Raw genomic sequence first — 21,257 nt, 5'->3', positions numbered from 1 at the left:
AAAGGGTGAGCAAGCATGTGGGAATTGGTTATGACTGGTCAGCAAGGAGATTTCACGGAACAATCTCTTAGAGCTCGCTACCAGTTAGCTAGGCAGCTATTGACCTTGCTGGCCAAGGGCTGGTCAAAGGCCAGTTTACGGGCTGTTTTAGGTCAACATTTGGCTGTCAGGGATACTAGGGTCGGCACAGAGGCTTTCAAGGCCATGTGGCGGGTAGAAAAAAAGCAATCTAGCCCCCAGCAGCTCTTGCAGATTTTGCTCAATCACTTGGATTTTCCCCAAGACTTATCAGGGCAGCTATCAGAAAATCAAGCCTTGGTTAGGCGATTTTGGCCTCATCTGGCCCCCCATGATGGCTTTTGGCGGGAATTGGCTCGGCTGGTCAATCGAACTTTTCCCCAAGAGGCTCTTTGCCAGCCTGGTTTATTGGCCCGGCAGATTCATCAGCTCCGCTATCTGATTTCCAGCCAGCAGGCTGCCTATGTGCGAGAGCATTATGGACAAGAGGGGCAGACGGATGCTAAGGCTCTAGCTCGTTATTTGAGAAAGACTTTTGCCTATCGTCCTTTTGCTTATAGCACTAGGTCATCGGCTCGCCTGCACAATAAGGTCAAGTTTCGGAAAGGGGAAAAAATTTACCCCTCGGCCTATCCCTCGGTTAATATCAAGGTTTTAGTTGGTTTTCACACGGAGTTTATTTTAGATAGTCAGGGTAATTTTTTGAATGAACTGGAGACGAAAGAGGTGACGGAAATTGGGATTGTTAATGGTGCTAGTTTTAATTATGGCAAGGGGCAGCGGCATTGGCACTTGGATGTCAATCCAGTAGCAATCCATGATCCTGTCTTTCGTCAAATGGCCCTCAAAGGCTTTCGGGCACCCAATCGGCAAGGTAAAAAAGCGCCAACCTATGAAAAAAGTTATTTTAATCCTAGTGGACTCTATGCCAAAAACAATCAGTCGGCTCACCAGCAAAATAAAGAAGCGGTCAAGGCCTTTCGACGTTTAGTGCGACAGTTTTAAAGGGAGTTTTCAACTCGCTTAGGTGGTAGGAGGGAGTTGTGCTTGCTTCATGTTAATTTTGGGGACTTTTGGTATAATAGCAGGTAAGAAGAATGAGGTGAAATGAGATGAAAAAAATACTAATTGTTGATGATGAAAAACCAATCTCGGATATTATTAAGTTTAATTTAACCAAGGAGGGGTATGATGTGGCCACTGCCTTTGATGGCAGAGAAGCACTAGCTGTCTATGAAAGGGAACAACCTGACCTGGTGGTTTTGGATTTGATGTTGCCAGAACTAGACGGTTTAGAAGTAGCTAAGGAAATCCGAAAAACAAGTCATGTTCCCATTATTATGCTATCTGCCAAGGATAGTGAGTTTGACAAGGTTATCGGCCTAGAAATCGGTGCAGATGATTATGTGACCAAGCCTTTTTCTAATCGTGAGTTACTGGCTCGCATTAAGGCTCATCTGCGTCGAACAGAGAACATTGAAACGGCCCTTAGTGAGGAACAGACTGATACAGGGATTCCCAAGATTATTATTGGCGATTTGCAAATTATTCCGGATGCTTTTTTGGCGCAAAAACGTGGAGAAGACTTGGAATTGACCCATCGTGAATTTGAGTTGCTTCACCATTTGGCTACGCATATTGGCCAAGTGATGACTCGTGAGCATCTCTTGGAGACTGTTTGGGGGTATGATTATTTTGGTGATGTGCGAACAGTGGATGTAACTGTGCGTCGTTTGCGAGAAAAATTGGAGGATACGCCAAGCCGTCCAGAGTACATTATGACGAGACGTGGTGTTGGCTACTATATGAGAATCCATGAATAATACAGTTATCAATAATTTAACCTGGTTTGAACTGGCTCTCCTCTTCTTACTAGGTTTTGTAGCCGTCTATTTTATTTGGCTGGCCGTTCGAGATTACCGGCATGCTAAAAATGTCAAACTCTTAAATGCTAAGGTAAGGAGTCTCATTTCGGGGGATTACACAGGAAATCTGATTCTAAAAGGGGATGATGAAATTGTGGATTTGGCCAACCATCTCAATATATTATCGACAGTTTTACGTTCAACCCATGATAATCTGGTTCAGGAGCGTAATCGTTTGGCCAGCGTCTTAGCCTATATGACAGATGGGGTTCTCGCTACCAATCGAACAGGTCGGATTGTCATGATTAATGCAACCGCTCAAAAACAGTTGAATGTTAGCAAAGACAAGGCTTTTGAGCTATCAATTCTTGACATCTTAGGCCGAGATAACCCCTATAGTTATCAAGACTTGATTACCAAGACTCCAGAAGTTGTGCTTAATAGTCGCGATGAAAATGGAGAATTTGTCACCTTGCGGATTCGTTTTGCCCTCAACCGTAAAGAAAACGGCTTTGTCTCAGGTTTGATTGCAGTTCTTCATGATACGACAAACTTGGAAAAAGAAGAAAGGGAGCGACGCATGTTTGTCTCCAATGTGAGTCATGAATTGCGGACTCCCCTCACCTCGGTCAAGTCATATCTTGAAGCCTTGGATGATGGCGCCTTAAATGAGCCGGTGGCTCCAGATTTTATCAAGGTATCCTTAAATGAAACCAACCGTATGATGCGGATGATTTCAGACTTGCTGAACTTGTCACGGATTGACAATCAGGCCAGTCAGTTAAATGTCGAAATGACGAACTTTACCGCTTTTATGACGGCCATTTTAAATCGCTTTGATCAGATAAAAAACCAGCAAGCCAGTGAGGGTAAAACCTTTGAGATTATCCGTGATTACTCGATTACCCCTATTTGGCTGGAAATCGATACTGATAAAATGACCCAAGTGTTAGATAATATCCTGAATAATGCCATCAAATATTCTCCTAATGGCGGTCAAATCACAGTTAGTGTCAAAACAACTGAGAATCGGCTAATTATTGCCATTGAAGATCAGGGCTTGGGTATCCCTAAGAAAGACTTACCTTTGATTTTTGATCGTTTTTACCGCGTTGACAAGGCTAGAAGTCGAGCTCAGGGAGGGACCGGTTTAGGTCTGTCGATTGCTAAGGAAATTGTTAAACAACATAAGGGCTTTATTTGGGCTAGAAGCCGTGATGGCCAAGGCTCTACGTTTACAATAGTTCTGCCGTATGAGCGAGTACAGGGCAGTTTTGAAGAATGGGAGGATGTTGAGTTAGAATAATGAAAGAAAAAGGATTTCGCTATAGCATTTTAGCCTCCGGTTCCAGTGGTAACTCTTTCTATCTGGAAACTGGGGAGAAAAAAATCCTAGTCGATGCAGGCTTATCTGGAAAAAAAATTAGTCAGTTGTTGGCTGAAATCGATCGCCAACCAGAAGATTTGGATGCTATTTTTATCACACATGAGCATAGTGACCATATACAAGGAGTAGGTGTTTTAGCGCGTAAATACCAGCTAGATGTTTATGCCAATCAAAAAACCTGGCAGGTTATTGACCAACAAAATCTTATAGGAAAATTAGCCTTAGAGCAAAAGCATGTGTTTGAGTGTGGCAAGCTAATGACCCTAGGGGATTTGGATATTGAGAGTTTTGCTGTTAGCCATGATGCTGTTGCTCCACAATTTTACCGCTTTATTAAGGATGATAAATCCTTTGTCATGTTAACAGATACTGGCTATGTTAGTGATCGCATGTCGGATCTGTTAGCTAATGCTGATGGTTATTTGATTGAATCCAATCATGATGTTGATATTTTAAGAGCAGGCTCCTATCCTTGGGCGACCAAGCAGAGAATTTTGTCAGATAAGGGGCATCTCTCTAATGAGGATGGGGCAGATAGTATGTTGCGAACGATGGGACAAAAAACCAAGCGGATTTACTTGGGGCACTTGAGTAAGGAAAATAATATCAAGGAGTTGGCCCATATGACCATGACCAATCATCTTCTGAAGGCAGACATTGGTGTGGGGCAAGAAGTCAAGATTTATGACACCTCACCGGATAATGCCACACCGCTAGTAACCATTTGATTATAGTGAAAGACGACTTTTTGAAGTCGTTTTTCGCTAATTTGTTTAGAAAATGCTTGAATTTTGCTATAATAGAAGGAGAATAAAGAGGGGGGGAAATCTTGATGGCAAGAAAGAAAAAAATATTTTATGTCAAGGTTGAAACCCTAAAGGGTCAGGAAAAAATCTTTCAATTACCAAAGGATTTACAGCGCCCAGTCTTGATTTATTACTGGGAAAATCCTGGCAAGTGGTCTGGCTTTTTGCACAATGCTCTAATTAATGTTCCAGTAGACGATTATACGGAAGCCAACAACTATCAACCTAGGATTGAACTTGCTAGGGTAACTGCTTTTTTCTATCGCTATAAGGAACAACAAAAACGAACGAGAGGGCAGTTTTTAGTTGAAGATAATTGGCAAACCAGAGGCTGGAGGCATTTTTGGCAAAGTTTGCGGTTTGTGCAACATGACTACCCTTGGTGGAATAAGTTCAGTCTGTTTTGGGACTATTATCGTTGGCGGCGTGCCTGGCGCAGAGGTAACTTGGCAAACAATGAATCAACCAAAAGCTGACTGATGCTTAGCTTGCTGACTTGGTAAGAAATTTTGATTCAGTTTAGTTTATCAGATTGTACCGCTTATTTTATTGCTAACCTGAAGTGAGGGGATGGGAAAGGAAGAAAAGATGTTAGAAACCAGTAGACTAGAATTGGACCAATATATTGAGCAACGTTTGGCGACTTTTGTGGCGGCCAATGCCAAAGAAAACAAGGGAGCCACGGTCTTTGTTGGTGATTCCATCACGGAGTTTTTTCCCTTAAAAAAATACTTAGGGAGAGAGCAGCAGCTCATCAATCGGGGAATTGCTGGCACGGACACGGTTTGGTTGCAGGAGCATTTGGCAGAGCAGGTCTTGGCCCTAGAGCCGAGTAAAATTTTCCTGATGATTGGGGTTAACGATATTGGTCGCGGCTATGCCAATCAGGAGATTGTCAAACGCATTAGCGAGATAGTGGCCACTATTCGTCAAGCTCACTATTTTAGTCAGATTTATTTGCTTTCTGTTTTGCCAGTTAATGAAAATCCTAGCTACCAAGACAAGGTCAAGGTTCGCAATAATCAGACCATCCAAGCTCTAAATAAGGATTTGGCGGTCTTGGGTGGGGTGGAATTTATCAATCTCTATCCTGTTCTTTTAGATGACCAGGGGCAGCTAGCTCAAGCCTATACCAGTGATGGCCTCCACCTAAGCATGACAGCTTATGAAAAATTGGCAGAACAGTTAACCCTTTATCTATAATGAGTGATATTATTATCAGCAAGAGGAGGTAGATGACAATGGCAGTATGGTATCAAGGAAAACCTGCCCAAGTTTGGGTGATTGGTAAGGACAGTCCCCAACCTGACTGGGTTGAGCAAGCTTTCAGGCAGCAGTATATCTGCTGGATGGATAATCATATCAGGGTCTTGATGGCAGGCTTACAGGCTTCTTTAGCGACTAATCTCAAATTGGGAGCTACTGGCAGTGCAGCTGGTGGAGGCTTTGTAGGCTATGGCATGTATCAATTAGGTTATGAGGGAGATGTTTTGGATATCACCAATCATCGGATTGTATCCGCCAAACGCTTTGCCAAAGATTATCAGGTTGTAGAAGATTGACTATGAGATAACTATGCTGGGGAGACTTGGCATAGTTTTTTCTTGTTTCTTAAAAAATCAGAGGATAGTATCAGTTTTTCAGATGATTTGCTTAGAATTTTAGTCATTTTCGTGTGATAATAGAACTATCAAAAGGAGGGATGACAAATGGCAGAGCTTTATCTCATGCGGCATGGTCAGACCCGTTTTAATCTTCAAGGACGGATTCAGGGAGCCTGTGATTCGCCCTTGACAGAAGAGGGGCAGGCACAAGCTCGTCAGGCTAGAAAGTATTTTCAAGAGCAGGACATTAGCTTTTCTCAGGTTTATGCCTCAACCCAAGAGCGGGCCTGTGATACAGCTGAATTGGTTAGTGGCAGAACAGACTATCAACGTTTGAAAGGGATTAAAGAATGGGATTTTGGTTGGTTTGAGGGAGAACGTGAAATTCTTCAACCCAAACTGACTGGTCCTAGCTACGGAGATTTCTTTGTTCAGTTTGGTGGCGAGGATAGTCAAGCTGTTGGCCAACGAATGACAGAGACCTTGACCCAACTGATGATCAAACACAAAGACGATGCAGACCCAATCCTAGCTGTTAGCCATGGTGGAGCCATGTGGGCCTTTCTGCTGAGTTTGGACTTGCCAGACTTACCCAAGCTCGGTTTGCCCAACTGTTCTATTTTCCATTATCGTTATGAGCAAGGGCAATTTGATTTACAAGCAGTCATTGACCCTGTGGCCAATCACATCATTTATCAAAAAGAAGGAGACTTAAGATGACAACTTATCCAGAATTTCCAAAAAATTTCCTCTGGGGTGGAGCAACGGCTGCTAACCAGTGTGAGGGGGCCTATAATGTTGACGGCCGTGGTTTAGCCAATGTTGATGTCGTGCCGATTGGCAAGGACCGTTTCCCAATCATTGCCGGTAAAAAGAAGATGTTTGACTTTGAGGAGGGCTATTTCTATCCAGCCAAGGAATCTATCGATTTTTACCATCGCTATAAGGAAGATATTGCTCTCTTTGCGGAGATGGGCTTTAAGACCTATCGCATGTCTATTGCTTGGTCACGGATTTTTCCTAAGGGAGATGAGCTCGAGCCAAATGAAGCGGGCTTGGCTTTCTACGAAGATGTTTTCAAGGAATGTCGTAAACATGGCATTGAGCCCTTGGTGACCATTACTCATTTTGATTGTCCAATGCACTTGATTAAGGAGTATGGCGGTTGGCGGAATCGTCAACTCATCACTTTCTATGAGCGTCTTTGTCGTACCATTTTCACGCGTTACAAGGGCTTGGTCCAGTACTGGTTGACCTTTAATGAAATCAACATGATTTTACATGCTCCGTTTATGGGAGCAGGACTTTATTTTGAAGAGGGGGAAAATGTTGAGCAGGTTAAATATCAGGCTGCCCATCATGAATTGGTAGCGTCAGCCCTAGCGACTAAGCTTGCTCATGAGATTGACCCAAACAACAAGGTCGGTTGTATGTTGGCGGCAGGGCAATATTACCCAAATACGCCAAAACCAGATGATGTTTGGGAAAGTGTCAAGTTGGACCGAGAAAATTACTTTTTCATTGACGTGCAGGCTAGGGGAGAGTATCCAAACTATGCTAAGAAACAGTGGGCGCGTGATGGTATCGAGGTCGTCATGACCGAGGAAGATTTAGAACTCTTGAAAAAGCACACGGTTGATTTTATTTCCTTCTCTTATTATTCTAGCCGAGTGGCTTCTGCTGATCCAGAGGTTAATGAGCAAACGGCAGGTAATATTTTTGCCTCCATCAAAAATCCCTACCTTGATGAGTCTGAATGGGGCTGGCAAATTGACCCGCTTGGTCTTCGCATTACCCTCAATATCATCTGGGACCGTTACCAAAAACCGATGTTTATCGTGGAAAATGGTCTGGGGGCGGTTGATACCCCTGACGAGAATGGTGATGTGGCAGATGATTATCGCATTGAGTATTTGCGTGAGCATATCAAGGCCATGAATGATGCCATCAATCAAGACGGTGTCGAGCTTTTGGGCTATACTTCATGGGGCTGCATTGACCTGGTGTCAGCAAGTACAGGAGAGATGAAAAAACGCTACGGTTTCATCTATGTTGACCGTGATAATGACGGCAATGGCACACTGAAACGGTCTAAGAAAAAATCCTTTGACTGGTACAAGCAGGTTATCGCTAGCAATGGTAGTCAATTATAAGAAAAGAGGTTGAAAATTTTCAACCTTTTTCTGTATGAATTTCAATTCTTGGATTTTTTGGTGGAAAAAAATCCCTAGATAGGGTAGAATGGACTTATGACATTTAATAAATCTCGTTTTCTATTTGTTGTTTTAACTTTTTCAGCCTGCTATGCCATCATGACCTATTGGAAGGTCGGGGAATCCTTGTTAGGGACTCTGTATCAATCATTAAGTCCCTTCCTGACAGGAGCAGGTATTGCCTATATTGTTAACATCGTTATGAGTAACTATGAAACTCTGTTACTCAAACTTTTTAAAAAGCCCATTAAAGGACAGCGTGGCTTGAGTTTACTTTTGGCTTATCTGACTTTTGCATTTGTCTTTTTTGTTATTTTTTCAATTGTCTTGCCGGACTTGATTGCTAGTTTGCAACGCTTATTGGCCATCAACCCATCTGACATTCAAAAGATTTTAGATGACATTCAAAATAACGATTATGTGGCAAAAGTTGTGGATTATCTTGGCGGAGAAGCTGAAATTAGTAAGCAGATTTCATCTTATAGTCGTCAAATTTCCAATCAGTTTTTGGGGATTCTATCCAATGTGGTGTCTTCAGTTAGTAGTTTTGCGTCTGGTTTAATCTCTGTCTTCGTTAGTTTTGTCTTTTCTATCTATATTTTAGCTAGTAAGGAAGATTTGGGGAGACAGATTAACCTCTTGATTGATACCTATCTAGGAAGATTTTCAACTAAGTTCCACTATATTCGTCAAACCTTACATCAAAGTTTCAGTCGTTTCTTTATCGGTCAGACCTTAGAAGCTATGATTTTAGGTAGTTTGACGACCCTTGGGATGCTGATGTTTAAATTACCCTATGCTCCGACGATTGGAATTGTCATTGCTTTTACAGCCCTTATCCCTGTTGTTGGGGCCTATATTGGTGTAGCGATTGGGACTATTTTAATCATGACCCAGTCTATCAATCAAGCAATCTTCTTTGTGGTTTACATTGTTATTTTACAACAGTTTGAAGGAAACCTCATTTACCCACGTGTGGTTGGTGGTTCAATTGGGCTTCCTGGTATGTGGGTGCTCTTGTCTATTACTGTTGGAGGAGCCTTGGCTGGAATTTTAGGCATGTTGGTAGCTGTTCCCATAGCAGCCAGCCTTTACAAACTACTGAAAGACCATATCGCTAAGCGCCAAGGGCATCTTAATTAACTGATAAAAAAGAAGTTAAAATACCTCACCAGTTGCTGGTGAGGTATTTTAGTTGCTTCAGATAGCGGAGATAGGTTAATACGATTGTAGTGGTGTTTTAGAAATTAAGAAAGTTATGGCTACCAGGTCATGGCCTTAGTCATGATGGCTGTAAATTCTTTTTTGTTTATCTGTTACGAATTAATAGATAGGAGGTGGGTGTATGTATGCCGTTAAATTAGCAGAAGAAGCCATGAAACCAAGAGAACGCTTATTGGCCCTAGGAGCAGAACAACTCAGCCATCAGGAGCTATTAGCTATTATTTTACGAACGGGAAATAAAAAGTTATCTGTGATGGACATTGCGAATCAAATCATTGCTGGTCTGGCTAATCTTGCTGACTTGAGGGAACTCTCTATTCAAGAATTACAACAGTTATCTGGCATTGGTCAGGTTAAGGCTATTGAAATTAAGGCCATGTTAGAATTGTCAAAAAGAATTCACCAGTCAGAGTATATAAAACAGGAGAGGGTTTTAAGTAGTGAACGAGTGGCTAAAAAGATGATGTTGGCCCTGGGAGATAAAAAACAAGAGCACCTAGTGGCGCTCTATCTTGATACACAAAATCGGATTATTAAAGAAAAAGTTATTTTTATTGGGGGAGTCCGCCGCTCTATTGCAGAGCCACGTGAAATTTTATATCATGCCTGTAAGACTATGGCGACATCACTGATTGTGGTTCATAATCATCCATCTGGTGTTCCATTTCCGAGTGACAATGACATTGACTTTACGAAAAAAATTAAACGGTCTTGTCAAGACTTAGGCGTTTTATTCTTAGATCATATTATTGTTGGTAAGCATGATTACTATAGTTTTCGTGAAGAAAATACGGTTTTTAAAGATGATTAACCACATAATCGAAGAGAGCCAGATCTTCATTGCGATGGCCATAGAGCAGTTCAGGATGCCATTGAACCCCTAAGAAATGTAGTTGAGAATTGGTTACCGCTTCAATCGTTCCATCTTTAGGATCATGGGCAATGATCTCTAAACCTGGGGCCAAATCTTTGATACTCTGGTGATGGAAGGAGTTGATGGCCGTTTTTTGACCATAAATACTCGCGAGAATGCTATCAGGTTTAACTGCCATATCTTGTGAGAGATAGTCTGATGGATGGTCTTGCCAATGGTTTTCAACAACTTGATTTAGATTTCCTCCCAAGGCAACATTCATTAGTTGTGTGCCCCGGCAGACAGAGAAAATTGGTTTTTTCTGTTCAAGCGCTGCCTTGATTAGGGCAAGTTCAAATTCATCACGTTCACGCAAAAAATCACAATCATTAGTTTGATTGACCTCGCCATAAAATTCGGGGAGGACATTCTGCCCGCCGGTTAAAATGAGCTTATCAATGAGATTGATATAGATGTGGGCACTTTCGGGCTTACTGATTGGAATAATAAGAGGGAGTCCTCCAACTCTTTTGACTCCCTCAACAAAACCTGTAGCAGTGTAAGAAATGTTGATGCCATCAGGTGTGGTGTTATCAAGATTGGTTCTTTGGTTACCTGTGATGCCAATAATCGGTTGTTTTTGTTTATTTGTCATAATGGTCCTGATTCATAAAATAGAGAAGGGTTTGCAATTCGCTAGTCAAATCAACATATTGCACAACCACATCATTTGGTAGGTTAAGGTGGATGGGTGAGAAGCTCAAAATTCCCTTAATACCGGCTGCAACTAAGATATCTGCGACTTCTTGTGCCTTAACACTAGGGACAGTGAGAATGGCTGTATGACTCTTGAGTTTAGCCAATTGGTCTTTGATTTGACAGATGTCATAAACGGGGATACCGTCAGGGCTATTTTGACCAATCATATCATGATTGCCAGTGTCAAAGGCTGCAACAATTTGCATTTTATTTCGTTCGTGAAAGCGGTAGTGAAGCAATGCCTTACCAAGGTTTCCGACACCGACAAGAACGACATTTGTTGTAGAATTATCATTGAGAATATCGGCGAAAAATGTCATTAGTTTCTTAACGTCATAACCAAAGCCACGTCGTCCCAATTCACCAAAATAGGAAAAATCACGACGAACAGTTGCAGAATCAATACCGATAGCATCTGCAATTTGTTTTGAGTTGACCTTATCAATTGACTCTGCATTAAGGCGTTTGAAAATACGATAGTATAGTGATAAGCGTCGAGCAGTAGCATTTGGAATGGTTTTATCAATTGTCATGGCTATGTTTAATCCTTTGTAATCCTTTTATTACTATTTTAATGAAACCTTGTGAAAATATCAACTAATCTAGCTTATTTGGTGATAAAAAAAGCGTATTGACGCTTTTTATTTTTCTTCTTTCTCAAAAATGCCACGTTCAACCAGGCTGTCCATCAAGAAATAAAACTTATCCTGGAGAATTTTGTGGTCGGGAGATTTGAAAATATTAACTAGCCGCAAGCCCGATTGGTCAGTGATGTTTAATTTAAAGGCTGTTAACTCACGATTAACGATAATTTTTAGTGGAAAACCAATGTTGGAATTCGGTACTTCTTCAAGCAGTCGTTGTAGTTCATATTGACCAATCTTGGTTTCAACAAAGGTGGTATCGCGCAAGGTGTACTTTTTGATTTTTGGGCTGATACGATAACTGTATTTGCAGTCCGTAAGGTGAATTTCTTTAGCAAATGCCATATTAGGTTCCTACCATTTCTTTTAAAGTCTTAGCCACTGTTGAAATTTCTTCTAGGCTGTTGGATTTTGAAAAACTGATGCGAATGACTTCTTGCAGGCGTGGGGAATCTGGGCCATAGTAACTGGCTAAGACATGGCTAGGTGTGATATTACCAGCAGTACATGCCGAGCCTGCGGAAACCGCAATACCGGCTAAATCCAACTGTGTGATGAGTAGCATATTGTTTGATTGAGGAAAGCCGATATTGAGGATATGGGGAAGGGCATCGTTCCTCTGGTTGAGGTAATAGGGAATATCAAGTTGATTTAATTGTTGGAGAAGTTGTTTTTTTAGTTGTGCAATATGCTGGTTATCTTGAGTCAAGTTAGCTAAGGCCTGTTCAAGAGCTAAGGTCATCGCCGCGATACCAGCTAAATGTTCAGTGCTGGCACGTCGCTTTCCTTCTTGTTCCCCACCTTGTAGAAGAGCATCAAAATGACGATGCCTGCAATAAAGGAAGCCAACTCCCTTTGGTCCGTGGAATTTGTGGGCAGAAGCCGAGAGAAAATCAACCCCTAAAATTTGAGGAAAGACAGGGATTTTTCCGACTGTTTGAACAGCATCAACATGGAAGGCTGCCTGATGGTGATTTAAAACCTGAGCAATCTCTTCGATGGGGTAAAAATCACCAGTTTCATTATTGGCATGCATGATTGACACCAGAATGGTGTCTTCCCGTAGCGCTTCTTTGACCTGTTGAGCTGTAATGGTTTGATTTTGAGGTGCTAGATAGGTTACCTCAAAGCCAAAACGTTCTTCAAGATAGGCTAGTGGGTGGAGCACTGAGTGATGTTCCATTTGGCTAGTGATGATATGCTTGCCTTGATTTTGATGAGCCAAGGCATACCCTTTGATGGCGAGGTTGTTACTTTCAGTCCCGCCAGAAGTAAAGAGAATAGTGTCTTCCTCAACTTGGAGTAGTTGGGCGATGGATTGGCGGCACTGACGTAGTTCTTGATTGGCCTTGCGACCGTAGCTGTGGGTGCTAGAAGGATTGGCAAAATTTTCCTGCATCACAGTGGCCATTTTTTCAATGACAGACAGGGCAGGACTTGTAGTGGCTGCATTATCTAAATAAATCATGACTCAGTTGTTTCCTCGTTAGAGTGATAGGAAAAGAGGGGACTTAGTGGTTGTCGTTGATGGATTCGCATGATAGCGTCCGCAATGAGTTGGCTAGCGGAAATGTAGGCTAGTTGACTTGGTTGCTTGTACTTACTCTTGATGGATTCAGTCGCAATAATTTCCTTAATTGGCGAAGCATTCAAAATTTCAGCGGTTCCCTTGGTTAGGTGGGCATGGCTGACAGCTGCATAAATTTCAGTGGCGCCGCCACGCTCAACAATTTTTGCGGCCTCAGCTAAGGTTTTACCGGTATTTAAAATGTCATCAATCAGAATAGCCTTTTTGCCACTGACATCACCAATGATATAGCCTTCTTCACGCATGGCGTCATCTTGAGCATAGTCAATGATTGCAATAGGGGCATCAAGGTATTCTGCTAAACTACGAGCACGTTTAATACCAGAATTTTTCGGGCTGACAACCACAACATCCTCGCTGATCAAGCCTTGGTTAATGTAACGTTTGGCAAAGAGGGGTGTCGTTAAGAGATTATCGACAGGGATATCGAAAAAGCCCTGCACTTGAACAGTGTGGAGGTCCAGGGTCAGTACACGATCTACACCGGCTTTTACCAACATATTGGCGACTAACTTAGCCGTGATTGGTTCACGTGAGGAAGCGATACGGTCCTGACGGGCATAACCAAAGTAGGGGATGACCACATTGACGGTGTTGGCGCTAGCGCGACGACAAGCATCAATCATGATGAGTAGTTCCCAGAGATTATCATTGACAGGGAAACTAGTTGATTGAATAATGTAAATATCGGCCCCACGGACACTTTCTTCAATGTTTACCATAATTTCACCGTCAGAGAATTGACGTGAAGACACTTTGCTCAAGGGAATTCCTGCGGTTTCAGCAATCTTTTCGGCCATCTCATAATTTGAAGAGAGGGAGAAAAGTTTTGGCTGCTTAGCAATATGGGCTTGGTCTAACATGATAGGGTAGGCTCCTTTAACTTATTAATCATATCCATTTTATCAAAAATAGTGAAAAATTTCAGTAGCAGGGGTGGAACTGGCTTATTTTTTTTTCAGGGTGCTGCTGAAACGTGCCACTTTACTTTTAGCAAATTTATAATCGATATGGTACTGGGCAAGAAAATCAAGGAAATCTTTTTGGCCAGTTTTAGCATCAAGAACCTCTAATTCTAGCTCATAGTCTTTGACTTGCCCATAGTAATTACGGTCTAGGGCCAAGAGACCAATAGGTAGTTGTGTTTCCCGCCGTACAGTTGTTAAATGCCCTAATAAGCCCAGGTCGGTTAGAGGAATACCAGCATCAACAATTAATTGTGTCGTGGAGTTCAAGGGAATGGCACCAGAATGAATCATTTGTTTAGCCTGGGTTAGATCTAAGGGATGGTTGTACTCAAGATTGCCGGTTGTTTGTGGGATTTTTAGGGTTAATTCAGCACGATCAGCTAGGGTCCTAATCCGGAGAGATAGCCGATGTTGTTTTAGCAGGAAATTGTCGGTATCAAAATAATAATTGGTCTGAGATTTGGCTGGGACGTGACTAAATAAGAGGTCCAATCTTTTGTATTCATCTTTGGTTAATAAGGTCTTGTATTCAATTTCTAGGTGTGTCATAAGGGCTCCTTTGTAAGATGTCATTTAGTTTATTGTATAACAAAGTTTTTAAATTAGCATGTTTTTTGTGACTCTTTTTGGTAGCTTGTTCGCCAGCAATCCTGCCCAGGCTCATGAATCAAGAAAATATGCTATAATAGAAAGGTAAAAGTTAGGCAAGGCAGGTAGGTAAGAGATCCTGTGTTAAGAAAAGGGGTGTCATGCAGATGATAGATTGGGAAGAATTTTTAGACCCTTATATTCAGACGGTCGGTGAGTTAAAGATAAAGTTACGTGGCATTCGGAAACAATTTCGGAAACAGGGGCGTCATTCACCGATTGAATTTGTCACAGGCAGGGTAAAATCAGTTGAGAGCATTCAGGAAAAAATGAGTCGTCGAGCGGTTGCCCTAGAAGATATTGAAGAGGGCATTGAGGATATTGCTGGTTTGCGGGTCATGGTCCAATTTGTGGACGATATTGATGAAGTTTTGGCCTTGATTCGGCAACGAAAAGATATGAGGGTTCTGCGTGAGCGGGATTATGTTAATCATAAAAAGGCTAGTGGCTATCGGTCTTATCATGTGATTGTTGAGTATGCAGTAGATACCATTGATGGTCCCAAAACTGTTTTGGCAGAAATACAGATTAGAACTTTGGCCATGAATTTTTGGGCAACGATTGAACATTCCCTTAATTATAAATATCAGGGAGATTTTCCAGACGACTTACGCGAACGGTTGGAAAAAACAGCAGAAATTGCCCTAGAATTAGATGAAGAAATGCGAAAAATAAGAGATGAGATTAAGGAGGCCCAGCTACTCTTTGACCCTGTGCATAAAAGGGTAAGTGACGGTGTAGGAAATAGTGATGACACAGACGAATTTTACAGATAAGCAAATTAAGGTTGCCATTGTTTCCAATGGTAATTATCATAGTAGGGGCATTGCCCATAAACTATTTACGACTTTGCGTGATGATGATGATTTTTATCTGACTAAGCGCTATCCAGATGTGGTGATTTCCATTGGTGGGGATGGCATGCTTTTGTCGGCTTTCCATATGTATGAACGCTCTTTAGACAATATTCGCTTTGTTGGTATTCATACAGGACATTTGGGATTTTATACGGATTATCGTGATTTCGAGGTTGATACATTATTGGAAAATCTGCGTTCAGACAAGGGGGAGAAGATTTCCTATCCTATTTTGTCTGTTAAGACGACACTTTCAGATGGCAGAATTTTGACGTCACGCGCCTTGAATGAGGCAACCATTAAACGATTGGAAAAAACGATGGTAGCCGATGTGATCGTCAATGACATCAAGTTTGAAAGTTTTCGAGGTGATGGGTTATCCGTGTCAACGCCGACAGGGAGTACGGCCTATAATAAATCCTTGGGCGGGGCAGTGCTCCATCCAACGATTGAGGCCTTGCAGCTGACGGAAATTGCTAGCCTCAATAACCGTGTTTTTCGAACTTTGGGTAGTCCACTTATTGTTCCAAAACATGAAACAATCGAGGTTATCCCTAGGCGTCTAGGAACTTATGTGATTACTATAGATAATAAAACCTACAAGCATCGTGATGTGGTTAAAATTGAGTTTGAGATTGACCGGAAAAAGATTCATTTTTTGGGTTCGGAGAATCACACGAGTTTTTGGGAACGGGTGCGAGATGCCTTTATTGGAGAATTAGACGATGAAATTTGAGTTTGTTGCCCATCGCCCCTGTCAGGTCAAAAGCCTTCTAAAAGAACATGATGTATCCAAGGCTCTTTTGGCCAAGGTAAAATTCAAAGGGGGGAATATTTGGGTTAACGGTCGTGAAGAAAATGCTATTTTTGTCTTGCAGGTTGGTGATCAGGTAACCATTGAGGTGCCTGATGAACCAGACCTTGATGGTAGTTTGACACCAGTTGAACAACCACTTAATATTATTTACGAAGATGAGCATTTTTTGGTCTTGGATAAACCACATGGTGTGGCCAGTATTCCTAGTATTCTTCACTCTAATACGATGGCCAATTTTGTCAAGCATTATTATCTCTCTAATGATTATCCCAATAAACAAGTACACATTGTGACGCGTTTGGACAAGGATACCAGCGGTTTGATGCTTTTTGCCAAGCATGGTTATGCCCATGCGCGTTTGGATAAGCAACTTCAGGCTAAGACCATTGAGAAACGCTATTATGCCTTGGTCGCAGGAGAAGGAGAATTGGCCAAGCAGGGGGAAATTATTGCCCCCATCGCTAGACCAGAAGATAGTATTATCACCCGTTGTGTCCATCCCTCTGGCAAATACGCTCATACCAGCTATCGAGTGGTAGAAGATTTCGGTCAGGTCAAGCTGGTTGATATCAAACTACATACGGGTAGAACTCATCAAATTCGCGTTCATTTTTCCCATATTGGTTTTCCCTTGTTGGGAGATGACCTTTATGGTGGACGAATGGATTTAGGCATTACTAGGCAGGCTCTTCATTGCTATCGCCTATCCTTTGTAAATCCCTTTACCAAGGAAAGGCAGGAACACACAAGTCGCTTGACAGATGACATGAAAACGGTTATCATAAAAAGTGAACATTAAAAGATAGAGGTTACTTATGGCATCATTGTTTGATACATTGACGGAGAAAATTACCGGTAAGCATGTAAAAATTGTGTTTCCTGAAGGAAATGACTTACGTGTCGTGACTGCAGCCGGTCGTCTCAAGGCTGAAGGGTTGTTAGAGCCAATCGTTTTAGGACAAGTGGCAGAAGTTGAAAAATTGTTAGCTGAGGCGGGCTATGCTGGCCTTGGGTTAACTATTATCAATCCGGAAGACTATGCGGGCTTTGAAGAGATGAAAGCGGCCTTTCTTGACTTGCGCAAGGGGAAAGTTGACCCTGAAAAAGCCGGTGATATCCTAAAAGATGTTAACTATTTTGGTGTCATGTTGGTGCAAATGGAATTGGCAGATGGCATGGTCAGCGGAGCTATTCACTCAACGGCTGATACCGTACGTCCAGCCCTTCAAATCATCAAAACCAAGCCAGGGGTGTCACGCACATCAGGTATCTTTATCATGAACCGTGACAGCACCAATGAGCGGCTAGTCTTTGGTGATTGTGCCATCAATATTTCACCAAATGCTCAAGAATTGGCTGAAATTGCTGTTAATACAGCTGAAACTGCCAAAATCTTTGATATTGACCCTTATGTGGCCATGTTGAGTTTTTCAACCATGGGATCAGGAAAATCGCCTGACGTTGACAAGGTGGTTGAGGCCACTCGTTTGGCCAAGGAACTGGCTCCCAACCTCAAGTTAGATGGGGAGTTGCAGTTTGATGCGGCCTATGTGCCAGCAGCTGCTAAAATCAAGGCACCAAAAAGCCGTGTGGCTGGTTATGCCAACACCTTTATCTTCCCAGATTTGCAGTCAGGAAATATTGGTTACAAGATTGCTGAACGCTTAGGGCTTTTTGAAGCTATCGGCCCAATCTTGCAAGGGTTAAATAAACCTGTTAATGATCTTTCACGTGGGTCAAATGATGAAGACATTTATAAGCTAGGGATTATCACTGCAGCCCAGGCTTTGGAACAGTAAGGGAATTAAAAGCTGGGTATTTGCTATCCAGTTTTATGTTGAGGAGGAAATATGGTAGAAACTGTTTTAGTAACCGGAGCTTCAGCAGGCTTTGGCTGGGCTATTTGTCAAGAATTGGTTAAAGCTGGTTACCGTGTGATTGGTGCAGCTAGACGTTTAGAGAAATTACAAGACTTAAAGGAAGAATTGGGAGATTCTTTTTATCCTTTGGCTTTAGACCTGACTTCAACAGAAAATGTAAATCAGGGTCTAGCTAGCTTACCGAATGAGTGGCAGGAGATTGATAGCTTAATTAATAATGCTGGTCTGGCTCTGGGTCTCGATAAGGCTCAGGAAGCGAATTTTGGGGATTGGGAAACCATGATGATGACCAATATGGTTGGACTGGCCTATTTGACCCATGCTTTATTGCCAAAAATAGTTGAACGTCAGGGCTATGTGATTAATATGGGGTCTATTGCCGGAACTTATCCCTATCCGGGAGGTAATATTTACGGGGCAACGAAGGCTTTTGTTAAACAATTTAGTCTCAATCTGCGAGCCGATTTAGTAGGGACAGGGGTAAGAGTAACCAATCTAGAACCTGGCCTAGCAGGTGGAACGGAGTTTTCTCTTGTTCGCTTTAAGGGCGACCAGGACAAGGCAGAGCAGCTCTACCAAGGGGCTAACAGTATCCAGCCAAAAGATATTGCTAGAACGATTTTATGGTTGCTTGAACAACCAGCTCATCTCAATATTAACCGCCTAGAAATTATGCCGACTTCCCAAAGTTTTGGGCCCTTGCCCGTTCATCGTGAGCCTTAATCAAAGCCATGGGCTAATGTCAGCATCTTGAGAAGAAAGCCTGCCATCTGGTCAGGCTTTTCTCTTTTTCCCTGCTCAATCCAAGCTTGACAGACCTTGAAATAAGCACCGGAAAGATAGGTGACGCAGTAGTCTATCTCTTTGTCAGTGAAATTTTGCAGGACTTTGGAGGTTTGACTGGCCAAGTCCAATCTGACCAAGTCTTGAAACTTGTAGGACAAGAAATCATGAATTTCCTTGCTGCCTTGGGGGAGCAAGAGTGTGGTAAAGAGTTCTTCTCTGGCTAAAATGGTAAAAATTTGGCAAATACAGGCCCTTTTATCCTGAGAAAACTGGCGGAAACAGTTTTCCAATTCCTGAAATACTTTTTGCTGGCAGCGTTCGATGATATCATACTTGTCTTGGTAATAATTATAAAAACTGGCCCGACTAAGACCAGCCTGACTGGCAATTTGGCTGACGCTAATGTCTGCTAGTTGTTGTTTTTGCAGTAATTGATTAAGACTGTTTTCCAGCCGTCCTTGGCTGTTTTTTGATTGTGGGGTAGTAGTAGTCATCTGTTCTCCTTTTGACAGTTTTTCATCAAGTGTCTAAATTGTCTTTATCTGACTTGTTTTATCCATCAAAGCTTGTTATGCTATTATAGCATAAGATAGTTTAGAAAAAGGAGTTATTATGTCAATCTTAGCGAATAGTTTTGTGGTTTTGGTCGCCTTGGAATGTTTCTATATCATGTATTTGGAAACCATTATCACCAATTCAGAAAAAACGTCAAAGGTTTTTGGCATGTCCCAAGAAGAACTCAGTCAAAAATCTCTCAACACCCTGTTCAAAAATCAAGGGGTTTACAATGGCCTGCTAGGTGTGGGACTTTTGTACGGCTTGCTTTTCAACGCTAGCTTGGTACCTGCCATTTTAATCTATATCATTTCAGTAGCAGCTTATGGGGCCATGACCAGTAGTCCAAAAATTATTTTGACCCAGGGAGGGCCAGCTATCCTTGCTCTCTTATTAACCATTTTAGCCTAAGGAAAGGACAGGAAACTGTCTTTTTCTTTTTGGCATTGATTTAAGAAGAGAAGTAGGTAAAAAGAAAAACAGCTCGGAAGCTGTTTTCATTAGTTAGCCAATTTAGCTGCAAGACGAGCTTTATCACGGCTAGCTTTGTTTTTATGAATCAAACCTTTTGATTCAGCTTTATCAATAACTGAGCTAGCAGCACGGTAAAGTTCTTCACTTGGATTAGCTTCAAATGCTTTGATTGCAGTACGCATAGCTGATTTTTGTGCTGAGTTTTTAGCGTTTTGTTTTACGTTAAGTTCAGCACGTTTGATAGCTGATTTAATATTTGCCAATGTTTTCACCTCCATTTATACTAACTATCTAATTATAGCTGAAAACTTTGTCTTTGACAAGTAGAAATACCTGTTTTAGATAAATTTCTTACGGATTTGTCCTATTTTCTTAAATAAATCTTATCAATGTCGTGGTTACTAGACTTATGTAGAATGAGCTGGGCCCGGTGGCGGGTTGGTTGGATAAATTGTTCCAAATTCACCAAGTTGATTGATTGCCAGACTTTTTGTGAAAAGGCTAAAGCCTCTTCCAAAGGGAGTTGTGACAAGGGGTGATAGTAATTGTTGGGATCCTTTTTGGCTAAATCAAGTAGTTTTCTGAAGCGTTCCAGATACCAGTGTTCAATATCCTGACTGTCTGCATCAATGTAAATAGAAAAATCGAAGTAGTCGCTCATGTTCATATAGAGTTGATTATTTTGCTGATGTTGTAGAACATTGATGCCTTCAACAATTAAAATATCAGGGGCCTCGATCTGCTGATGTTGGTTAGGGATGATGTCATAAATGTCATGTGAATAAATTGGAATGGTGACATCGTGACCATTTTTGATTTGCTCAAGGAAATGCAGGAGCAGTTCCATATTATATGATTCAGGAAATCCTTTCCGATTAAGTAAATTTTTTTCTTGGAGAAGGGCATTTGGGTAGAGAAAACCGTCTGTTGTTGCCATGACTACCTTACTTTGGGGAAAGGCCCTTTTTAAGAGCAGGGTTAGGAGACGGCTGGTAGTTGATTTACCAACAGCCACACTACCAGAAATACCAATCATAAACGGAATCTTTTTGTGGGGTTCTTGTAAAAACATGGTTTTAGAAAAATTAAGATTTTCATGAGCACGTTTATAAATATCAATGAGGCTGACAAGGGGCAGGTAGACCTCTTTAACGTCCTGTAAATCAATGCGATCATTAAGACTTTTGATATTTTCCAGCTCACTCGGGCTTAGAGCTACTTGAGGATTGGCGTGGAGGAGGCTGGACCACTTTTGGCGAGATATAGTATAAAAATTGATTAATTCTTTATTCATTCATTTTTTGTCCTTTA

Annotated in this window: 26 protein-coding genes; 17 read left to right on the top strand and 9 right to left on the bottom strand. The window is 41.8% G+C overall.

Annotated elements, in window-relative coordinates:
• The first annotated feature begins 15 nt into the window (after positions 1 to 15).
• The 11 genes from FRX57_RS01665 to radC all read left to right on the top strand — a co-directional run bounded on the left by FRX57_RS01665 (position 16) and on the right by radC (position 9,928).
• Positions 16 to 1,023, top strand: coding sequence for a DUF3114 domain-containing protein (locus FRX57_RS01665; protein ID WP_246100891.1), 1,008 nt, complete (start codon positions 16 to 18; stop codon positions 1,021 to 1,023).
• A gap of 107 nt (positions 1,024 to 1,130) precedes the next feature.
• On the top strand, positions 1,131 to 1,841 hold the full coding sequence (gene yycF, locus FRX57_RS01660) for a response regulator YycF (RefSeq protein WP_146565992.1): 711 nt from the start codon (positions 1,131 to 1,133) through the stop codon (positions 1,839 to 1,841).
• A complete protein-coding gene (vicK, locus tag FRX57_RS01655) occupies positions 1,834 to 3,189 on the top strand; it encodes a cell wall metabolism sensor histidine kinase VicK (RefSeq protein WP_146565990.1) in 1,356 nt (451 codons plus the stop codon). Before yycF ends, vicK begins: the two co-directional genes overlap by 8 nt.
• Positions 3,189 to 3,998 carry an MBL fold metallo-hydrolase gene (locus FRX57_RS01650; RefSeq protein WP_146565988.1) on the top strand — a complete coding sequence of 270 codons (810 nt, stop codon included), beginning with the start codon at positions 3,189 to 3,191 and terminating at the stop codon, positions 3,996 to 3,998. The genes vicK and FRX57_RS01650 overlap by 1 nt, the downstream gene beginning before the upstream one ends.
• Before the next feature lie 104 nt (positions 3,999 to 4,102).
• Positions 4,103 to 4,552 carry a DUF7679 family protein gene (locus tag FRX57_RS01645; RefSeq protein WP_146565986.1) on the top strand — a complete coding sequence of 150 codons (450 nt, stop codon included), beginning with the start codon at positions 4,103 to 4,105 and terminating at the stop codon, positions 4,550 to 4,552.
• Between the two features lie 112 nt (positions 4,553 to 4,664).
• Positions 4,665 to 5,279, top strand: a complete 615-nt coding sequence (locus FRX57_RS01640) for an SGNH/GDSL hydrolase family protein (protein WP_146565984.1) — start codon at positions 4,665 to 4,667, stop codon at positions 5,277 to 5,279.
• A 38-nt stretch (positions 5,280 to 5,317) separates the two neighbouring features.
• Positions 5,318 to 5,638 (top strand): role in replication, encoded by a 321-nt coding sequence (locus FRX57_RS01635; protein WP_146565982.1) that lies wholly within the window; start codon positions 5,318 to 5,320, stop codon positions 5,636 to 5,638.
• 147 nt (positions 5,639 to 5,785) lie between these two features.
• A complete protein-coding gene (locus FRX57_RS01630) occupies positions 5,786 to 6,400 on the top strand; it encodes a histidine phosphatase family protein (RefSeq protein ID WP_146565980.1) in 615 nt (204 codons plus the stop codon).
• On the top strand, positions 6,397 to 7,833 hold the full coding sequence (locus tag FRX57_RS01625) for a 6-phospho-beta-glucosidase (protein ID WP_146565976.1): 1,437 nt from the start codon (positions 6,397 to 6,399) through the stop codon (positions 7,831 to 7,833). Before FRX57_RS01630 ends, FRX57_RS01625 begins: the two co-directional genes overlap by 4 nt.
• A gap of 96 nt (positions 7,834 to 7,929) precedes the next feature.
• A complete protein-coding gene (locus tag FRX57_RS01620; protein ID WP_146565974.1) occupies positions 7,930 to 9,036 on the top strand; it encodes an AI-2E family transporter in 1,107 nt (368 codons plus the stop codon).
• Positions 9,037 to 9,238: 202 nt separating this feature from the next.
• Positions 9,239 to 9,928 (top strand): RadC family protein, encoded by a 690-nt coding sequence (radC, locus tag FRX57_RS01615; protein WP_146565972.1) that lies wholly within the window; start codon positions 9,239 to 9,241, stop codon positions 9,926 to 9,928.
• Here the strand turns inward: radC and FRX57_RS01610 are convergent.
• The 6 genes from FRX57_RS01610 to FRX57_RS01585 all read right to left on the bottom strand — a co-directional run bounded on the left by FRX57_RS01610 (position 9,915) and on the right by FRX57_RS01585 (position 14,478).
• Positions 9,915 to 10,625: a gamma-glutamyl-gamma-aminobutyrate hydrolase family protein gene (locus tag FRX57_RS01610; protein WP_146565970.1), complete on the bottom strand. Its 711-nt coding sequence runs from the start codon at positions 10,623 to 10,625 to the stop codon at positions 9,915 to 9,917. The genes radC and FRX57_RS01610 overlap by 14 nt on opposite strands.
• Positions 10,615 to 11,262 (bottom strand): redox-sensing transcriptional repressor Rex, encoded by a 648-nt coding sequence (locus FRX57_RS01605; protein WP_146565968.1) that lies wholly within the window; start codon positions 11,260 to 11,262, stop codon positions 10,615 to 10,617. The genes FRX57_RS01610 and FRX57_RS01605 overlap by 11 nt, the downstream gene beginning before the upstream one ends.
• Positions 11,263 to 11,370: 108 nt before the next feature.
• The gene (locus tag FRX57_RS01600; protein ID WP_146565966.1) at positions 11,371 to 11,718 is read right to left on the bottom strand and encodes a DUF1831 domain-containing protein; all 348 of its coding nucleotides are present in this window, start codon (positions 11,716 to 11,718) and stop codon (positions 11,371 to 11,373) included.
• 1 nt (position 11,719) lies between these two features.
• On the bottom strand, positions 11,720 to 12,841 hold the full coding sequence (locus FRX57_RS01595; protein WP_146565964.1) for a cysteine desulfurase family protein: 1,122 nt from the start codon (positions 12,839 to 12,841) through the stop codon (positions 11,720 to 11,722).
• Complete coding sequence (locus tag FRX57_RS01590) at positions 12,838 to 13,824, bottom strand: ribose-phosphate diphosphokinase (protein ID WP_146565962.1); 987 nt, start codon at positions 13,822 to 13,824, stop codon at positions 12,838 to 12,840. Before FRX57_RS01590 ends, FRX57_RS01595 begins: the two co-directional genes overlap by 4 nt.
• A gap of 84 nt (positions 13,825 to 13,908) precedes the next feature.
• Positions 13,909 to 14,478 (bottom strand): CYTH domain-containing protein, encoded by a 570-nt coding sequence (locus FRX57_RS01585; RefSeq protein ID WP_146565960.1) that lies wholly within the window; start codon positions 14,476 to 14,478, stop codon positions 13,909 to 13,911.
• Between the two features lie 206 nt (positions 14,479 to 14,684).
• On the opposite strand from FRX57_RS01585, the gene yjbM reads away from it, so the two are divergent.
• Genes yjbM through FRX57_RS01560 form a run of 5 tightly spaced genes read left to right on the top strand, consistent with a single transcriptional unit; the run spans position 14,685 to position 18,854 of the window.
• On the top strand, positions 14,685 to 15,353 hold the full coding sequence (gene yjbM, locus FRX57_RS01580) for a GTP diphosphokinase (RefSeq protein ID WP_146566684.1): 669 nt from the start codon (positions 14,685 to 14,687) through the stop codon (positions 15,351 to 15,353).
• Positions 15,328 to 16,170 (top strand): NAD kinase, encoded by an 843-nt coding sequence (locus FRX57_RS01575; protein ID WP_146565958.1) that lies wholly within the window; start codon positions 15,328 to 15,330, stop codon positions 16,168 to 16,170. Before yjbM ends, FRX57_RS01575 begins: the two co-directional genes overlap by 26 nt.
• A complete protein-coding gene (locus tag FRX57_RS01570) occupies positions 16,160 to 17,050 on the top strand; it encodes an RluA family pseudouridine synthase (RefSeq protein WP_146565956.1) in 891 nt (296 codons plus the stop codon). Before FRX57_RS01575 ends, FRX57_RS01570 begins: the two co-directional genes overlap by 11 nt.
• Before the next feature lie 16 nt (positions 17,051 to 17,066).
• The gene (gene pta, locus FRX57_RS01565; protein ID WP_146565954.1) at positions 17,067 to 18,050 is read left to right on the top strand and encodes a phosphate acetyltransferase; all 984 of its coding nucleotides are present in this window, start codon (positions 17,067 to 17,069) and stop codon (positions 18,048 to 18,050) included.
• 51 nt (positions 18,051 to 18,101) lie between these two features.
• On the top strand, positions 18,102 to 18,854 hold the full coding sequence (locus FRX57_RS01560) for an SDR family oxidoreductase (protein ID WP_146565952.1): 753 nt from the start codon (positions 18,102 to 18,104) through the stop codon (positions 18,852 to 18,854).
• Here the strand turns inward: FRX57_RS01560 and FRX57_RS01555 are convergent.
• Complete coding sequence (locus FRX57_RS01555; RefSeq protein WP_146565950.1) at positions 18,851 to 19,411, bottom strand: TetR/AcrR family transcriptional regulator; 561 nt, start codon at positions 19,409 to 19,411, stop codon at positions 18,851 to 18,853. The two genes, FRX57_RS01560 and FRX57_RS01555, sit on opposite strands and share 4 nt — an antisense overlap.
• A gap of 118 nt (positions 19,412 to 19,529) precedes the next feature.
• Here FRX57_RS01555 and FRX57_RS01550 point away from each other — a divergent pair, with 118 nt between their 5' ends.
• Positions 19,530 to 19,883: a DUF1304 domain-containing protein gene (locus FRX57_RS01550; protein ID WP_146565948.1), complete on the top strand. Its 354-nt coding sequence runs from the start codon at positions 19,530 to 19,532 to the stop codon at positions 19,881 to 19,883.
• A gap of 89 nt (positions 19,884 to 19,972) precedes the next feature.
• Here the strand turns inward: FRX57_RS01550 and rpsT are convergent, their stop codons facing one another.
• Positions 19,973 to 20,224 (bottom strand): 30S ribosomal protein S20, encoded by a 252-nt coding sequence (rpsT, locus tag FRX57_RS01545; RefSeq protein WP_146565946.1) that lies wholly within the window; start codon positions 20,222 to 20,224, stop codon positions 19,973 to 19,975.
• An 86-nt stretch (positions 20,225 to 20,310) separates the two neighbouring features.
• Entirely contained in the window at positions 20,311 to 21,240 is a 930-nt protein-coding gene (coaA, locus tag FRX57_RS01540; RefSeq protein ID WP_146565944.1) for a type I pantothenate kinase, read from the bottom strand.
• Positions 21,241 to 21,257: the final 17 nt, after the last annotated feature.

Source organism: Streptococcus cuniculipharyngis (assembly GCF_007859195.1).
Lineage (GTDB): Bacteria > Bacillota > Bacilli > Lactobacillales > Streptococcaceae > Streptococcus > Streptococcus cuniculipharyngis.
This window is presented reverse-complemented; position numbering and strand designations above follow the sequence as displayed.

Coding starts and splice junctions, on each gene's coding strand:
- FRX57_RS01665 (WP_246100891.1), top strand. CDS start 16: ATGTGGGAATTGGTTATGACTGGTCAGCAAGGAGATTTCACGGAACAA.
- yycF (WP_146565992.1), top strand. CDS start 1,131: ATGAAAAAAATACTAATTGTTGATGATGAAAAACCAATCTCGGATATT.
- vicK (WP_146565990.1), top strand. CDS start 1,834: ATGAATAATACAGTTATCAATAATTTAACCTGGTTTGAACTGGCTCTC.
- FRX57_RS01650 (WP_146565988.1), top strand. CDS start 3,189: ATGAAAGAAAAAGGATTTCGCTATAGCATTTTAGCCTCCGGTTCCAGT.
- FRX57_RS01645 (WP_146565986.1), top strand. CDS start 4,103: ATGGCAAGAAAGAAAAAAATATTTTATGTCAAGGTTGAAACCCTAAAG.
- FRX57_RS01640 (WP_146565984.1), top strand. CDS start 4,665: ATGTTAGAAACCAGTAGACTAGAATTGGACCAATATATTGAGCAACGT.
- FRX57_RS01635 (WP_146565982.1), top strand. CDS start 5,318: ATGGCAGTATGGTATCAAGGAAAACCTGCCCAAGTTTGGGTGATTGGT.
- FRX57_RS01630 (WP_146565980.1), top strand. CDS start 5,786: ATGGCAGAGCTTTATCTCATGCGGCATGGTCAGACCCGTTTTAATCTT.
- FRX57_RS01625 (WP_146565976.1), top strand. CDS start 6,397: ATGACAACTTATCCAGAATTTCCAAAAAATTTCCTCTGGGGTGGAGCA.
- FRX57_RS01620 (WP_146565974.1), top strand. CDS start 7,930: ATGACATTTAATAAATCTCGTTTTCTATTTGTTGTTTTAACTTTTTCA.
- radC (WP_146565972.1), top strand. CDS start 9,239: ATGTATGCCGTTAAATTAGCAGAAGAAGCCATGAAACCAAGAGAACGC.
- FRX57_RS01610 (WP_146565970.1), bottom strand. CDS start 10,625: ATGACAAATAAACAAAAACAACCGATTATTGGCATCACAGGTAACCAA.
- FRX57_RS01605 (WP_146565968.1), bottom strand. CDS start 11,262: ATGACAATTGATAAAACCATTCCAAATGCTACTGCTCGACGCTTATCA.
- FRX57_RS01600 (WP_146565966.1), bottom strand. CDS start 11,718: ATGGCATTTGCTAAAGAAATTCACCTTACGGACTGCAAATACAGTTAT.
- FRX57_RS01595 (WP_146565964.1), bottom strand. CDS start 12,841: ATGATTTATTTAGATAATGCAGCCACTACAAGTCCTGCCCTGTCTGTC.
- FRX57_RS01590 (WP_146565962.1), bottom strand. CDS start 13,824: ATGTTAGACCAAGCCCATATTGCTAAGCAGCCAAAACTTTTCTCCCTC.
- FRX57_RS01585 (WP_146565960.1), bottom strand. CDS start 14,478: ATGACACACCTAGAAATTGAATACAAGACCTTATTAACCAAAGATGAA.
- yjbM (WP_146566684.1), top strand. CDS start 14,685: ATGATAGATTGGGAAGAATTTTTAGACCCTTATATTCAGACGGTCGGT.
- FRX57_RS01575 (WP_146565958.1), top strand. CDS start 15,328: ATGACACAGACGAATTTTACAGATAAGCAAATTAAGGTTGCCATTGTT.
- FRX57_RS01570 (WP_146565956.1), top strand. CDS start 16,160: ATGAAATTTGAGTTTGTTGCCCATCGCCCCTGTCAGGTCAAAAGCCTT.
- pta (WP_146565954.1), top strand. CDS start 17,067: ATGGCATCATTGTTTGATACATTGACGGAGAAAATTACCGGTAAGCAT.
- FRX57_RS01560 (WP_146565952.1), top strand. CDS start 18,102: ATGGTAGAAACTGTTTTAGTAACCGGAGCTTCAGCAGGCTTTGGCTGG.
- FRX57_RS01555 (WP_146565950.1), bottom strand. CDS start 19,411: ATGACTACTACTACCCCACAATCAAAAAACAGCCAAGGACGGCTGGAA.
- FRX57_RS01550 (WP_146565948.1), top strand. CDS start 19,530: ATGTCAATCTTAGCGAATAGTTTTGTGGTTTTGGTCGCCTTGGAATGT.
- rpsT (WP_146565946.1), bottom strand. CDS start 20,224: ATGGAGGTGAAAACATTGGCAAATATTAAATCAGCTATCAAACGTGCT.
- coaA (WP_146565944.1), bottom strand. CDS start 21,240: ATGAATAAAGAATTAATCAATTTTTATACTATATCTCGCCAAAAGTGG.